At 58.4% G+C, this 17,792-nt stretch carries 2 protein-coding genes; both read left to right on the forward strand.

From position 1 onward, the window contains the following. Positions 1-40: 40 nt before the first annotated feature. Complete coding sequence (locus CENROD_RS00850; protein WP_022771163.1) at positions 41-1,723, forward strand: ShlB/FhaC/HecB family hemolysin secretion/activation protein; 1,683 nt, start codon at positions 41-43, stop codon at positions 1,721-1,723. Positions 1,724-2,231: 508 nt separating this feature from the next. Beyond that, a complete protein-coding gene (locus tag CENROD_RS00875) occupies positions 2,232-17,756 on the forward strand; it encodes a YDG domain-containing protein (protein ID WP_022771164.1) in 15,525 nt (5,174 codons plus the stop codon). The last annotated feature ends 36 nt before the right edge of the window (positions 17,757-17,792 follow it).

Below are 17,792 nucleotides of genomic sequence, written 5' to 3' on the forward strand. Positions count from 1 at the left end.
GGGCTTTGTTTTTCCCCAGTTTTTTTGACGTAGGACGACCATGAATCGATCTTCCCTTTGCACTCTTGCCCTGTTCCTGGGGGCGCTTCCCTGGGCTGCGCAGGCGCAGAACATTTCCGCGCAACCCGTCGCTCCCAGCCCTGTTGCGCCGCCTACCGCAGCGGTATCCGCACCGCAGGGGGCTGCCGCCCCCGAAGAACCCGCGTTGGCGCAGCCGACGGGGGCGACGGCGAAGTTCCGTATCTTGGGGTACGACGTGGAAGGCGACAACCCGATCCCCGTCGCCGAATCGGAGCGGATCATGGCGCCCTTCGTCAGCGAGCAGGCGACGTTGCTGACCTTGCAGCAGGCCACGGCGACGTTCGAGGCGGCGATGAAAGAGCGCGGCTACCCCTTGCACCGCGTCGCGCTGCCGCCGCAAGATTTGGGCGGGCGGGTCAAGCTCGTCATCGTCAAGTTCGTGATCGGCAAGGTCACGGTCGAAGGCAACCAGCAGTACAGCGAGGCCAATATCCGCGCCAGCGTTCCCGAATTGCAATCCGGCGCGGTGCCGAACTTCACCAAGCTGTCTGTGCAAACCGCCATCAGCAACGAAAACCCCGGCAAGCAGATGCAGGTGTCGCTGAAGGAGTCGGAAGAAGCAGACAAGATCGACGTCAAGCTGCTGGTCAAGGAAAGCCGATCCTGGGGTCTGGCTGCGGGGTTGACGAACACGGGAACCGAGGCGACGGGCAAGGATCGCTATACCTTGATAGGCAACCACGCGAATCTTTTTGGTATCGATCACCAGTTTTCTGGGGCGTTCACCACCTCGCTCGAACGTGGCAAGGACGTGCAGCAGCTTGGGCTGAACTACCGGATTCCGTTCTATGCCTACGGTGGGGTGCTGGGGTTGAGCTATACCGAATCGGATGTGGTCGGTAGCTTTGGCACCTTTCACAGCACGGGCGCCGGGCGCACTGCGGGGTTGAATTACAGCTACTACGCCGCGCCCGTTGGGGGCTGGAAAAGCTATTGGACGGTCGGGTTGGATCAAAAAACCTTTGCGCCTACCAAGATCAACAAAATCGTTCTACCCGGGCAGGTGGAACGGGTGAGCAAGCCGTTGACGGTGGGCTATACCGCGAAGGTGGAGTCCGATGCCATGGTCTGGGGCTTCAATGTGGACATGGCGTTCAACACCTCCCAAGGCGATGCGGGCAGTCTGGCGGCGTACCAGGCCGAAGACCCCCGCGTCCAGAAAACCCGATGGAAGGCGCTGCGCGCCGGGGCGAATTTGATGTCCGCGCTGAGCAAGGGTTGGCTGTGGAGCGCGAAAGGGCAGTTGCAATACAGCCCGACCGCGCTGATTTCCGGCGAACAGTTTGGCATTGGCGGAACCACCTCGGTACGCGGTACCGACGAGCGGCCCGTCTCTGGCGACAGTGGTGCCAGCTTCGGCGTGGAATTGACCAGCCCCGAATGGTGGGAAGGCGTGCGAACGATTGGGTTCTTCGATACCGGCTGGGTACACAACCGCGCGGAAGAGGTCAACCCCAGCAAATTGCGCAACGACCAGCTCACCAGCGTGGGCCTGGGGTTGCGTTACGTCAACGGGCCGTATGCGGTGAACCTGGATTGGGGGGTGCTCGTCAAAGGCAGCAGCCAGCCGGAGACAGCAGGATCGACCGTCCCCCGATCAGGCGACCAGAAGATTCATTGGAATTTGCAGGCGCGGTTTTAACGTGAAATACCTCAAAAATCATAGCGCCACTCTTGGGAGCGCGGGCATCTTGCCCGCATTTGGCGGGTGGGACACCCGCGCTCCCAGGGCGTATTTCATCATTTGGGGTGGCAAAACGGGCATGAAAGTTAGGTTGGGGGGTCGCAGCGTTGGTGGTGGCCCTCACCCCAGCCCTCTCCCAGAGGGAGAGGGAGTAACAGCCAGTGCAAACGGCCAGTTCAGCGCGTAGGTATTTGCTCCCTCTCCCTCTGGGAGAGGGTGGGGGTGAGGGAAACTGCCATGACTTTTCTGATACGGGGCATCTGCGCAAAGTCATGGTAGTTATTGGTTGTCAAAGCGGCTGCGGGCCGCTTTTTTTGTGGGATAAATCAGGGTATGCCGTAACCAGCCGTGGGCGGGTTTGCAGTAATGGGGACATTGCCTTGCATGCCGGGGGTTGTCTCGTGTGGAATGTCAGCGTAATGTTCGCGCTTTGCAGCGTTGGGCAAGAAAAGGAAGGGTTCGCATCATGAACCACATTTATCGATCCGTCTGGAACCGCGCCTTGGGCGCTATGGTGGCGGTGGCCGAATTCGAGACCAACCCGGCGGGCGGTGCGCCCAGCGTGGGGAAAGGCGCAGTACTGGCAGGGCTGTGGCGGGTGCTGGGGATGCGGCCACTGGCCGTTGCGGTGGCCGTCGTGGCGGGGTGGCTTCCCGGCGCGGTCATGGCCAACCCCACGGGGGCGGTTCCCATCGTGGGGCAGGCCACCTTGCAGGCGCAGGGCAACAAACTCACCGTCGTCACCAAGAACGGCCCGGGCCTTCAACACTCGGCCATCGACTGGCAGGGTTTTTCGATTCCCAAGGGCAGCACGACGTACTTCCAGCAGCCGGATGCGCGAAGCACGTCGATCAACCGCGTCGTCACCCCCAACCCTTCGCAAATTTTTGGCACGCTCGGCAGCAACGGGCACCTGGTGCTCGTCAACCCGGCGGGGATCACCGTTGGCGCGGGCGCGGTCGTCGATACAGCGGGGTTTACCGCGTCTGCGATGCAGATGAAAGACGCCGACGCCATGCTTGCGCGGATGCGCTTTGGTGATGCAAACGCTGCGGCCAACGCCACGGCGGGGGCTGTGGCGGTATCCGGCCAGGTGCTGGCGCGTAGCGGCGATGTGGTGCTGCTCGGCGGGCAGGTCGATGTCCAAAAACCCGCGCTGGTGCAGGCACCGAATGGCAGCACGATCCTGGCCGCAGGGCAGCAGGTCGAAATCACCGGCCGGGGGCTGGAAGGCATCCACATGGTCGTGCAAGCGCCGAAAGACCAGGCGCGCAACCTCGGTACTTTGCAAGGTGATGCAGTCGGCATGTTCGCATCGACGCTCCAGCACAGTGGGGCGATCCAGGCGAATGCCGTGCGGGTGGAAGGCGGCAAAGTGGTGCTCCGGGCCGTGGAGCATGCCGAAGTGGCGGGCAGCATTGCTGCACAACGTTCTGACGGTACCGGAAATAGCGGCAATAGCGCCAGTACCGGCAACGCCGGCGATACCAGTGGAACCAGCGACACCGGCGGCACCGTACATGTGACCGGCGACACAGTGCAGATCGATGCCACGGCGCAAATCGATGTCAGCGGCGCTGCGGGCGGGGGAGAAGTGCGCATCGGCGGCGGCTGGCAGGGCAAAGACCCCGCGCTGCATAACGCCCAACAAACGACCGTTGCCCAAGGAGCGCAAATCCACGCCGGGGCGACGCAGCAGGGCGATGGCGGATCGGTGGCCGTCTGGGCGGATGGCGTGACCTCCTACGCAGGCAGCATTACAGCCCAGGGCGGCGCTCAGGGCGGCGACGGCGGGCAGGTCGAAGTCTCCGGCAAGCAGTACCTCGACTTTCGTGGTGGGGTGGATTTGCGGGCGCCGATGGGCAAGACGGGGGGGCTGTTGCTCGACCCGGCAAGCATCGTGATTGGCGTGACGGCGGATGTGAATGGGGATGCGACGACGGGGGACGATGTGTCGGCGGGGTTCACGTCGGGCGAATATGGCGCTGTGGTGAGCCAGATTACCGCTACGCAGGTATCGACTTTGTTGGATAGCGCAGACCTCTCGCTGGCGGCAACGGGGGATGTGACGGTGGCTTCGGCCATTACCAAGACTGGTGCTACGCCTAGTACTTTGACGCTGACTTCGGATGCGGGGAATGTCAACGTCAATGCCGAGATTTTGACGACGGGAGCACCGTTGGGGGTGACGTTGACGGCGACGGCGGGGGGAATAGCTATTGATGCGTCGCTGATCACGCTGGGCGGCAATGTGACGATGACAGCGGGGGGCAGCGCCGGGATCGAGATGGTCGTCGATTCCAATCATTGCATCGATACACATATCCCTGCCCCTGCCGGGGGTAATGCGGGTTTGGTGCAGTTGACCGCATCGACCGGGAATATCGTGGTTCCAGTGATTTATGCCTATGGCATGGATCGCAGCGATGGTCCTGGTTGGAATGGGGGCAATGTGACCCTGAATGCTGCGGGCACTATCGATATGGAATCTGCCTACACCTATGGCGGGAAAGGTGGGACGGTGGGGGGGGTAGGCCAGTCTGGCGGCCAGGGGGGCAACGTCACGATCGAAGCCAACGGCGCAACGGGAACCAGCAACCTGTTCTATTTCTATAACCATGGTGGAGATGGGGGTACGGGTACCCCAGCAGGGGCCAAAGGGACGGGTGGGACGGTTTCGATCGACGTAGCGCATGGCTTGTACATGGAGGAAGGCTATGTCAATACCAATGCGCCCATCGGTATCACCGCAACTGGCAATGTGAATTTGCTGGGTTCGAACCTCTTCAACAGCTTGTCCGCTGCAACTACGCCAGTGCCCGGTGTCACGATCACAGGCAAGCAAGTCGTGCTGGGGGATGTGTACACCTACGGTGATTTGGGCGTTACCGCCACGCAAGGCATTGATGCCAGCCAGGGCTATTTGGATACCTCGGTCACGTCGGGAAGCGCAGGCAATGTCACTTTGACCGCCAATGGTGGAACGGTGCTGATCGACACCATCGATGCGTCGAGTCCAGGAACTGCGGGGGGCGATGTCACCGTTACCGCCACGCAGGGCATTGTGGTGGCGGAGCAGATCGACACCGGCATTTATGGCGTTGAAGCATCCGCGCAGGCTGGGGATATCCACCTTTCTGCGACGCATGGAAACGTCATGGTTGGGGATTTGTATGCCCGGGCACCATTCCCCGCGCAAGCAGTCACCGGCGGGCATGGCGGCGCAATCACGGTCGGTGCGCCCGAAGGCTCGATCATTCTTGCGAGGTCAGGATCGACGGCAAGCTGGATTGATGCTTCCGGAGGCGGCGGGACGATGACCGGCGGCAATGCCGGCGCGATTTCGTTCACCGCCAAGAATTTCGTTGGCTTTGCTGGCGTGGTGGAGGGGGTTTCGATTTATGCAGCCGGGGGCGTAGGAACGACTACCCCGGGCAAAGGTGGCGATGTGACGATGACCGTCGAATCCGGCGCAGTGCGGGGGTTTTACGAGATCGATACCAGCGCTACGTCACCAGCCACCCCCGGCATCGTCACAGTGCGATCGACCGTGGGCGATCTGGTTGTGGGCGATATGGCGTTGACTGCTTTGTCAGGCCATCTCGTCATCGATTCGGCTGGCAACTTGACGGGCACTGGAACGATGGCGGCCAATGCCATCGATTTGCGCGCAGACGGGTTGATCGGCACGCCGGATTCCCCGTTGATGACTAGCACATTCGATGGGCTGAACGGCACCACGTCGCTGACCTTGGGCGCGGCAGGTTCCACACCCACCGGGGTGTATCTGGGGCATATCGGTTTGCTCGAATTGGGCGGGACGAATCTGGCTACGGGTTCCTCGGCCCCGGTCTCTGTCACGGCGACGGGAACGCTGACGGTTGCGAGCGCGCTCGATACCCATGGCGGGGCGGTGACCCTGCAATCCGGGCACGATGTGGTCGTCAATCAGCCGATCACGGCCACGGATGCGAAGGTGGCATTGCGGGCGGATGTTTTTGGGGACTGTGCATACAACGCACCCACAGGGTGCGGAACGGTGACGTTTGGCGCGAATGGCCGCGTCTCAGCCGGGGCGGGACAGGTCGATATTTATTACAACCCGGTGGCATATACCGACCCCACGCCCACGGACTATTCCGCTCCGATGTCGGGTGGCAAGGTGTCGGGCGGTACGGTCATCGCATGGATGCTAGTCAATGACGTAGGCGCGGAATCCGGCGGCACACGCGGTTTGCAGGCAATGGCCAACAAACTGGATGGGAACTATGCGTTGGGTTGGGACATTGATGCCAGTATTACTTCCAATAGCACGTTATGGAACAGTGGACATGGATTTACACCAGTAGGTAGTGTTGGTGTTGGTTCGGGGTTTTTTGGCAAATTTGATGGCCTCTATCACACCATTTCAGGGTTGACAGTCAATCAATATGGGAATCCGAGCGGGTTGTTTGGCGTAATAGGAATTGGTGCGACTGTTGAAAATCTGAATCTAACAAATGCAACGATAGTTGTTGGTGGATATGCGTCGGGAATTTTGGCTGGTATCAACGATGGGGTGATTCGCGATGTTCATAGTTCTGGCGATGTCAGTGTAGTTGCGAATAGCCTGGGAACTCCCATATTGGGCGGGTTGGTTGGTGTCAATAATTCTACTGGAAAAATTCTCAATTCGAGCAGTTCAGCCCATGTCAGCGCCAATGACAACACAGTATTTGATCTAGGTGGATTGGTAGGTTCAAATTGGGGGAGTATTGCTGATTCTTATGCGACAGGAAATATTAGCGGTATTGACAAAAGCAGCGCCGAAGGCAATTCGTTAGGTGGTTTGGTTGGGTCATCTCTCGCCGGAAATATTGAACGGTCATACAGTACGGGATCGGTAAGCGTAGAAAATTCGCAGAGTGTTATAGGATGGAACCCACCTGATTCGATAGGGGGTTTGGTCGGGTCATTTAGCGGGGGAACGATTGGCAATACCTATTCCAGTGCAACGGTCAGTGCAACTGGCGCAAGTGGAACGTATACCAACGTAGGTGGACTGGTTGGATATATTTCCTCCGGGAATATGGAGAAAAGCTATTCTGTCGGTACAGTACGTTTTACAGGGGAAGGTGACAAGTTTGTCGGCGGATTGATTGGAGACAACGCGGGAAGCAATAATGTCATATCCAGTTATTGGGATACAGAAAAATCTACCCAATCTTTTAGTAGTGGCGGAACCTCATTGACATCTGTTGCGATGCAACAGATGTCCAGCTTTGCTGGTTTTGACATCGTCGACACCGGCGGCAGCAGTGCCATATGGCGCATTTACGAAGGGCAGTCCGCACCTTTGCTTCGAGGCTTTTTGACTCGGCTGTCCTATACGCCGGTATATGACGGAACGGCGCAAACTTTGGATAATATCGCTGATTACACCAGCAATATTTCCACACCTGACACCAACAAGATTTTCGGTTCCATCACGGGGCTAACCCTGAAAGGCGGAACGAGTGCAGAAACTTATACTGCAACATTTACCAATACGTTGCACAGCAACCAGAATGGCTACGATATAGCCGTTGGTACCAAAACCATTACCGACACAGGCAGCGCAGTCGGCGATATTTCTCTCAACAATGCACTGAAATGGAATAGTGGCACTCTTTCGGTCTATGCCAACAATATCGCAGTCAATGCGGCGCTAACAGGTGGCGCGGGTAGCGCAATTGTTTTGCATGCGACTGCTGGAAGCATTGCCCAAACAGCGGCGCTAACCACTGCGGCGCTGACCACATCGTCGATTAGTGGTACGACTCTTACGAACTCCGGTAACAAAGTCAGCAGTTTCCAGGCTACCAATACTGCAAGCGGCTCTATCAGCTTGACCAATACGGTTCCGCTTACGGTTGCTGGTATCAGCCAGACTGGCGGTGGGCAAACGAGTATCAGCAATACGGGAAGCATTACAACGACGGGGAAAATCTCCACCAGTAGGAATCTGGATTTGGTAGCACTGGGAACGGGCGGTGATATCGTTCTCAACAATGTTTTCGAATACACGGGAACCCAAAGTGGCACGTTCAACGCCAAAGCGCACAACGATGTCAGGTTGGGGAATGCTTCCAGTATTTCCTCCACGGCTGGTCCGCTGCATGTCAACTTGATTTCGGATTCCGATGGCGCCAATGGGGGAATAATCTCGTTGGGCTATGAAGCAACGATTGCCAGCAACGGTGGAAATATCTTGTTGGCTGGTGGGAATGTAGCCGGGACGGGGTATGCGCAGGGCCGTAGCGATGGGGCTGCGGTGTCTGGCATCGAACTTTCTTCTGACGCCAGTATCGATGCGGGAACTGGCAGCATTACTTTGCGCGGTAAGGGGGTGGATAGCGATAGCCTGATGCATGCATACGGCATCATGATGTGGGCTGGAACTTCCCTGACCACCCAAGGTGGCGACATCACGATGACTGGATATGGCGGGGAAAACAGTGATGGCAATGAAGGCATTCGTTTTGGAGGGAATTATTCTAATGAAGTCACCGTGGAATCCCATGGTGGCACCATTACCATTATGGGTACTGGGATGGCGGGTATTTCCAACACTCTGGAAAGTGGTGGGGCGTATACTGGGATTTTTGCGAAATACACCTACTTTTCCTCAGGTACGGGAAATATGGAGTTCACTGGCACCGATGGTGCTGGTGTGGGTAACAAACACGGGGTTGTTCTGGATCACAGCACGCTATACACCACTGAAGGCGATATCGAGATTACTGGAACTGGCGGTGGTATTTTGGCATCTGTCGGGGATAATAATCACGGGGTTTGGATCAATAACTCTACGGTCGATACCTACGGCAATGGCAATATCAAAATTACCGGAACCGGGGGCGATGGGGTAGATTTCAATGTTGGGGTGTATCTCTCTGGGGCCACGCAGATTCGTGCCAATGAAGAAGGCAGTATCACCATTGAGGGTACAGGGGGTGACGGAACAGGGTCTCACAATGTTGGGGTATTGGCTGAAGGGATGTATGAGTATGATTACTCTTCGTGCTCAGGATATTGCTTGCACCGCCCTGTTCTGGAAACTGCTGGAAACGGCAATTTGACTATTACTGGCATTGGCGGAAGTGGAACATCGGAGCACCATGGCATCGAACTGATTGGTGCAACGCTTCGCGTAAGGGATGGTGCGTTGTCCTTGCAAGGCACTGCCGGGAGCAGTGCCAGCGACCATAATATGGGAGTGCAAATTTCTAGCACTGTATGCACTCATTATTTATGTGTTCCTACACCTGAAAAAGACTACACCGTGCTGGAAAGCCTGGGGGCAGGCAGTATTACGGTGAATGGTGTAGCAGGGGCTTCCAGCAATCCACTAATGGATTACGACAACATAGCTCTTGCCATCGATCAGTATTCCACGATCCGCAGCGCTGGTGGTGATGTGGAATTGTTGGGCACGGCAACAGGCAATATTCCCGCAGCAAGCAGCCCCCTCGCCAATCCTGCTGTATGGCTACTTGGCATCATCGAAGCCGGTTCAACAAATGGTACTGGAGATGTCACGATTACTGGAACCACCACCGCTACAACCAGTCCAAGTTATGGCATCGTGATAGGGGCATCAGGTGCTATCCACGCTGATAATAGGGATGTAACGATTTCGTCTGCACACGGAATCGATGTGGGTGGTCGGGTGCATGCCCAGAACCTGACAGTGAATGGTGCATTGTGGTTGGAATCTGGTTACGACTATACGAATTACACCTACCTGGACCCCGTTTTTCTGGTGCGTGGTCTTGCCAGTTTTGGCGACATCGCCGGATTGGGTGGAACGAATGTCAATGTGATTGCCGGGTCCATCGAGGCAGAAAATATCTTCACGGATACCTTGGTATTGGATCGCGGAAAAATTGCATTGACGGCCAATGCGGGGTTCGTTCACACTGGAAATTTAACGACGGGGGGGGGGATCAGTTATTCAGGCAATGTAGAAATTAATGCACTGACAGATATTTCCACGGGGATCATCGATACCCACATCACGCCAGTAGACAGCGGTGGGTTGGTTGGCAATGTCTGGCTGGATACCTTGCGCGGCAATATCACCACTGCCAGCGTAAACGCCAGCGCCAATGGCCCGGATGCGATGGGTGGCCACGTTTTCATGCAAGCGGGGATGGGGATTGCGCTCAATGCCGGCGGCATCAATACCTCCAGCGTGACGAACGAAATCTCGGCGGGAAGTGGCGGCGATGTCACTTTGTATGCTAATGTGGGGCATATCACATTCACTAGTGGCGGAATAGATACCCATACCAATGCCGCGATGTCCGCTGGTAACGCTGGCACGGTCAAGGTTCGTTCTGCAGAAGGAATTTCCTTTACTAACGGTGTGAATGCTTCGGTGCAGGGGTACGGCGGAAATGGCGGCGAAGTGTCGTTGTATGCCCTGAATGGCACCCTTGGCAGCGGAATGATCTCCGCTTCGGCTTCTGGTGGAGTTGGCGGGAATGTGTTACTCTATTCGACAGGAACTGCATATGCAACGCTTCAATCGTATGCCCAGACAGGCTATAGCACATTGACCCTGATTGGATCAAATACCAGTTATCAGGATACCGCGCCCAATGGGGATTACATCGAAAAATCGTCCACCGAGTTGGAAATTTCCAGTTCGATCAGTGGGAATAACATCATTTTGGATGCGCCCAATATCACTATCACAAGCGTAGCTGGAAGCTTGTTTACATCCGGCTGGATTTCCATGCGTGCATCCGATGGAAACATTGCAGTGGATGCATCGGTCAATACTGATGGCGGCGACATTCTTCTGCGCGCCATCAATCCGAATACACCCGATCCCAGTACCACCGGCCAGATCAATACTACTGGAGACATATCTGCGAATCACGAATCTGGCCAAGGCGGCCAGATTCGATTAGTAGCTGATGGCAATTTGAATGTATCTGGCAATGTTTCGGCAATAGGTGACAAAGGCGGAAGCATCATATTGTTGTCGCGCTATGGGTCGGTGGATGTTGTACCCAGTATCCCCAACCAGACTTTGGATTCCAGTGGCTATAGCGACGCTGGCAATATCGAAATAGCTTTGGGTGCGTTGCAAGGCGCAGCCGAACCACTGGATACCACTGGGAATGGCGGCGACATCACGCTGGGTGAAACAGGCTATTTGCTGGACATCTTGGCGAATGGCAATGAAGGTGGTCGCGGCGGCAAGATTTCGATCCACACCACGCTGGCGACGACAGGGGGAGATATCACCCACCTTGGAACCGTATCCGTGGACGGTGGCGATGGTGCGTACAGCAGCAATGCATACATTCCCGGGGGCCGGGGCGGCGATGCGGGAACCATTGCCATCACTGCCGGTGTTGGCAGCAATATTGCTTTGGGCACCATGAGTGCTAACGGCGGGCTAGGGGGCGATGGCGCGGCAATTTTTGTAGATCAAAACTGGGTGTATTCCAGCGCTGGCGGCGTTGGTGGCAGGGGAGGCGTTGTCGATGTCAGAGCTAACAGCGGTGTAGTCGCCACGGGGCAGCTTACTGTGCGGGGTGGCAATGGCGGTATTGGCATCGTCACAGGCAACGGTGGCTTGGGTGGCCATGTTGATTTGTGGGCAAACACCACAGCTACTGTGGGCGGTATTGCCACCGATGGCGGGGATGGCGGTTTTGGCGGCAACGCAGGGGCTATCACCATCACGGCGGGGGCTGGGGTTGTAGGAGCAACGGAGTCACTGGCCTCACTGAAAGCTTGGGGCGGTGAAGCCAAGGATGAAACAGGTGTAGGCGGCGATGCTGGGGCCATCACCCTGAAGTTGACAGGTAGCGGAACGGTCGGAAATCTGGAATTGAGCGCCAGACCGGGCAGTGGCGCCACCACCGGTTATGGCGCCGATGTCCAGCTCTTAACAGCGGGTGATCTGACCTTGAACGGCATAGTGGTCGATTACGTCACTGGTGTAAATCCCTTTGTTATCGAAGCCAGCGGAAACATTCTCAGTAACGGAATTTTGCAAGGGGTTGGAACGGTCAGTGTGGGTTCAAGCAAAACCTTGACCAACGCCGGAACGATTTCGCCTGGTGGGCCCGAAGCTGCGGGAACGCTGACCATCACGGGAAATGTAGTGATGGGTTCCACATCGCAATTGCTGCTGGATTTGGGTGGAACGGGCGCGGGGTTATCGGACAAACTGGTCGTATCCGGCAACCTGACCATCAATGGAGCAGCCACAGCGAGTTTGTTGACTGGCTATACGCCAGCGAATGCCGATGCCATGGTTGTTTTGACAGCGGCTTCTTCGACAGGCACATTTTCTGCCGCATCGACCTGGCCCATAGACTTTGATATGGGGTATCGATTGGCTGCTGGGGAAGTCGCACGCTTGATTTATGCCAGCAACCCTGGCGAAGTCATTTTTACGAATGCAGGCGGTAATCTGGATTGGGCTACGCCTGCCAATTGGAGCTATGGCAATTTGCCGACGAGTAGCAATTCGGTATTGATTAGCTCTGGCTATGCGGTGACGCACAGTACTGGAACGGACACGATTGCAGCCTTGACGATTGGCAATACGAATGCCCTGAATGTATCTGGCGGTTCACTCGATGTTCTGGGAGCAACGACGCTGGGTGGAACCTTGCAGGTTTCCGGCAGCGGCAGCATCGATTTGCAGGGGGCGCTGAACGGTGGAACGACCGGCGCGCTGACGGTGTCCGGCGGCAGTCTGCAACTGGGTGGCACGTCTGCGGTCAAGAGCATGACGTTGACGGGTGGCGCGGTCACTGGTTCGGGTTCGCTTGATGTCAACGCTGGCTTCAGTCAAAACGCAGGTTCCGTGGTGCTGGGTGGTGCTTTGGCCATCCAGCAGGCCAGTGGTACTTTGACGGTGGGAAGCTTGAGCGCGCCGTCGATCACCCTGCATGCCGACAACGGCAGCATTGCCCAATCGGCGGCGCTGACGACGGCGGCGCTGACGACTTCATCAAGTGCTGGAACGACGCTGACTCATGCCAGCAACCAATTCGACAGTGTGCAGGCCACCAACACTGCAAGCGGGGACATCAGCCTGACCAATTCGGAGGCGTTGGCGGTGGTCGCCATCAGCCAAAGAGGCGGCGATGTGGCGATATCGGCCCCTGCGATTTCCGTTACGGGAAACATCGATGCATCGGGGTACCAGGGCGCACCTGGGGCGTATGGGATGGAAGGCGGCGCTGGCAACCCTGGCGGGGACATCACGCTGACGGCAAGCGGCGATATCACCTTCTCAGCGAATGTGCAGTTGCGCACCGACGGGGGCGCGGGCGGCAAGGGGGGCGATGCTTCCGTGATGGTTGGCGGTCAGGGCGGTACGGGTGGTGCGGCAGGCGCTATACAAATCACCGGCGGTTCAATTGCATCGACGGGCAGCGGCATCGTTTTCAGCGCCAAAGGGGGCGATGGCGGGATGGGTGGTCAGGGGGGGGCGGGGTACCTTGCTTCCATGCTGACTTCACCGGCAAGCCAGGGGGGGGCTGGGGGCGATGGGGGCGGTGGGGGGGCGGCTGGAAGCGTCACTCTGTCAGGCGCCACGATCGCCCTGGGTGCGGCCAATGCTCAAGTGCAGTGGGATACGCAGGGGGGGCAAGGGGGCACTGGGGGAACTGGGGGAACGGGGGGGGCGGGCTATAACAACGGTATGACGCCAGTCGCACCGGGTTCATACCCTGGGTTGAACGGTGGCGTGGGTGGCAGCGGGGGGGCCGGCGGTGGCGGGGGCAATGCTGGCGTGGTGCATTTCCTTGCGAATGGCGATTTGTCAGCCTATGTGGGCATGTCGCAAGCCGTAGGTATGGCGGGGGTTGGTGGCGCTGGGGGCGTGGGCGGGGTAGCAGGGTATGCGGTGGGGATCGTCGGCCCGGGGCCAGACATGATTCCCGGCACCATGGATGACCAGACCATGCCAATCGCCAGCAGCCCCGGTGCGATAGGCGGAAGTGGAGTTTTGGGCACAGCAGGAACACTGCCTGGCTGGCTCCATCTGACCAATACGACAACCACTGTTAGCACGGCAACCATTGTTAAGACTGGCGCCAGTGATGGCGTCATCACTTTGGGTGGCAGCAATGACCTAGGTGCCGCGTCGCTCTCCATCAGCGCCAGCGACTTGACGCTTCGCCCTGGGACGACGATCACGACCACAGCCACCGGCGATGCCATCAATTTGGTAGGGACGAACAGCGTCGTTAACCAAGCTGGCGCCAGTTCTTTGTTCACTGATGAGGAAGGTCGTTGGCTGGTTTGGTCTGCCCACCCTGACAGCATCACGTCCGGGGAATGGATCGAAGCGTTCCGTCAGTACGACGCCACCTTTGGCAGCACAGCGGTACAAGCCATCACGCCAGGCAATGGGTTTTTGTACAGCTACGCCCCACCAACGCTGACACCGTTGCTGGGTGAAGCCGTACTTGGGGTTTCAGCGACCAAGATTTATGACGGGACAACTGATGTTTTCGGGATGAACCTTACGGCAACGGGGGTGTATGGCGATACGGTGACGTTGAACGGCAGCATTGCGTATGCCAACAAAAACGCTGCGCCCAGCGTGCGGATTGATGCGACTGGTATTGGGGCGGTCGTGACGCATGGGGCTGTGCTGGTGTATGGGTATGGGTTGGGTAGTACGGCGAGTTTTGAGGGGGGAGTGATAACGGCGAAGGCGGTGACGGTAAGTGGCCTAAGCAGCGCGAGCAAGGTGTACGACGGAACGGATGCGGCGGTGGTAAACGGAAGCGCTGCGTTGCAAACGGCGATCACGGCGGGGAGTGGGACGAGCGGTGATGGGAAGGCATACCTTGGAGACGAGGTAAGCCTGACTGGAACGGCGACAGGGAAGTTCAACGACAAGGATGTAGCGGATGCGACGTATGTGCGGTTTGGCGGACTAAGCCTGACGGGATCGGAATCTGGGAACTACACGCTGACGGGACACGCGGATGACGAGACGGTAGGGATCACTGCGAAGGCGGTGACGGTAAGTGGACTAAGCAGCGCGAGCAAGGTGTACGACGGAACGGATGCGGCGGAGAGCAAGGAATACGACCGCACGACGGTGGCGGCGGTGGTTAGTGCGGGCACGCTGGCGGGGGTGATGGAGGGAGATGCAGTTACCTTTACCCATGGCACGGCGGCGTTTGATACGAAGGACGCGGGGACGAACAAGACGGTGACGCTGGCCGATCTGGCATTGACTGGAACGGATGCATCCAACTACGCCTTGCCAGCCACAGTCACCGACTTGGCGGATATCACGCCGAAGTCTTTGGCACTGACTGGCTTTGCGGCACAGAGCAAGGAATACGACCGCACAACGGTGGCGTCGGTGGTTAGCGTGGGCACGCTGGCAGGGGTCATTGAGGGAGACGCGGTCACCTTTACCCATGGCGCGGCGGCATTCGACACCAAGGACGCGGGGACGAACAAGACGGTGACGCTGGCCGATCTGGCATTGACTGGCACGGATGCATCCAACTACGCCTTGCCTGGTTTGGTCACAGACTTGGCGGATATCACGCCGAAGTCCTTGGCGCTGACGGGCTTTGCGGCGGAGAGCAAGGAATACGACCGCACGACGGTGGCGTCTGTGGTTAGCGCGGGCACGCTGGCAGGGGTGATGGAGGGAGACGCAGTCACCTTTACCCATGGCGCTGCGGCGTTTGACACGAAGGATGCGGGGACGAACAAGACGGTGACGCTGGCAGACCTAGCGCTAACTGGCACCGATGCAGCCAACTACGCCCTGCCCACCCTAGCCACCGCGACCGCCAACATCACCCCCAAAGTCCTCCCCATTGCAGACTTGGTCATTGCAGACAAAACCTACGACGGCACATCCACTGCGTCGCTGGCAGTCACACCCGTGGTGCAGCCGTTGGGTGAAGACCAGGTCGTGCTCGGCGGTGCGCCGGTAGCGGTGTTTGTCGACAAAAACGCGGGGACGAATAAACCCGTCGTCATCGAAGGGCTGGTTCTGGAAGGGGAAGACGCTGCCAACTATGTGCTCGAACAACCCTCGGGTATCGTGGCCGACATTCTTCCCAGGGTGTTGACGGTCGAGGACATTCGGGTGGCTAGCAAGTCCTACGACCAAACTACCCAGGCGGAGCTGGCGCAGTCACCCACGCCAACGGGCGTGGTCGAAGGCGACACCGTCTCCCTCACCTACGGTCAAGCAGTGTTTGAGGACCCGAACGCAGGCTCGGGCAAAACAGTCGTCATTTCCGGCCTTGCGCTTTCCGGCGACGATGCGACCAACTACGTGCTCCCCTCCGATACCGTCACGACGACCGCCGACATCCGCCCGACCTCTGTCGTTCGCGTGCGCGGGCTGGATGCCATCGACAAGGAATACGACGGAACGACGACTGCCTTCGTCGATACCACCGCTGCCGTCGTCGAAGGCGTATTGGCGGGGGACGAGGTCTCTATCGAACAAGGCGTTGCGCAAGGTCTCTTCCCTGACCGCAATGCGGGTGCGGACAAGATCGTGTTTATCACGGGCATTCGGCTGACAGGCGAGGACGCGGCGAACTACACCTTGGCCAACGAAGACCTCACCGACCTCGCAACCATCGAGATTCGCGAAATGGCGACATGGCTGCGCGCCGGGGAAGGCGCCTGGAGCGACCCCACGCGCTGGGATGCCTTGCCCGATGCGAACAACGTGAAGTCGGTGTACATCCCCGATGGGGCATGGGTGACGTTTGATACCACGGCTTCTGGAACGCAGCTTGATGCGCTGCATAGCGCGGGCACGTTGTCATTGACTGGGGGCACCCTGACCGTCGCGCAGACGATCAGCTCCACCGGTTACAGCCAGACAGGCGGAACGCTGACCGGCGCTGCGTCGATGACGGTGCAGGGCAGCTTTGCGCAGACGGGCGGGGTGATTGACCTCACCGGGGCGATCGACATCGAGCAACGGGCTGGCAACCTGGTCGTCGGGCAGATGCGCGGCGCGTCGATCAACCTGGCCGCGATGCAAGGGGGCATCACCCAAGTTGGCGCGCTGACCACGGCGGGGCTGCTCTTTGCCCAATCGTGGACCGGGATTTCGTTGCCAAACATGGGCAACCGCTTCGGCGGGTTCCAGGCGAGGGTCACCGGGCCGGGGGATGTGGTGCTTGCGCACGATGGCCCGCTGGACATCCAGGGCATCGACCTGGCATCGGGCAACATCGTTGTCGACAACATCGGCGCCGTGCAGACCACTGCCTTGGTGCAAACCCAGGATGGCGGGGTGCAATTGACCGCGAACAGCCCACTGACCATCGGACCGGATGGGGTGGTGGCCACCGAAGACATCGTGTTGACGGCCACCGACCGCACCAGTGCGGGCAATATGACCCTCAACGGCCCGATCCGTTCCACTACAGGTTCCGCCACCTTGGTCGCAGCGGACAGCTACACGCAAAACAGCGCCATTGCCGTTGCCGGGGCCGTTGCAGTCAGCACCCCGGGGACGATTACCCTAGGCAAGGGGGCGACGACCGACGCCGTGCGGGTTGCCTATGCCGACAAGACAGGAACGGTGGCTCCTCCACCCACGCAGGCCGTGGCCAGCACCCCGCCCAAGGACATCGAACAGGCTGAGGTCGAGGCGGTCACGTTCGTCGATGCATTCGACAAAGTGCTGGACGTGCAGGTGTATGAATCGGAAGCGCCGTTGGCCCTGATCATCCAGAACGTTGCCGAAGAGGCTGCCGAGCGCTATGCCATGGAGCAGTCGACCCCCGACGTCGAAGACACTTCTTCGGCGACTCCTGCTTCCGATGTTGCACCCACTTCGGAACAGGAGGAGGAAGAAGAACGCAAGCAAGAGCAAGTGCAAGAAGAGATGGAGGAAGAATCCGCTAAGCCCGTGGAGACAGCCAAGCCCAAGAAAGACAAGTCGATCATCGTGGTCGAAGGGGCTGCGTGTACGAGGTAGCCTTGTCTTGGCCTATTCGTCCCCTATTCGTCACCT

It is taken from the genome of Candidatus Symbiobacter mobilis CR, assembly GCF_000477435.1.
GTDB lineage: Bacteria > Pseudomonadota > Gammaproteobacteria > Burkholderiales > Burkholderiaceae_C > Rhodoferax > Rhodoferax mobilis.

Bases quoted from the DNA above. Each gene is read 5' to 3' on its own strand.
- CENROD_RS00850 (WP_022771163.1), top strand. From the start codon at position 41: ATGAATCGATCTTCCCTTTGCACTCTTGCCCTGTTCCTGGGGGCGCTT.
- CENROD_RS00875 (WP_022771164.1), top strand. From the start codon at position 2,232: ATGAACCACATTTATCGATCCGTCTGGAACCGCGCCTTGGGCGCTATG.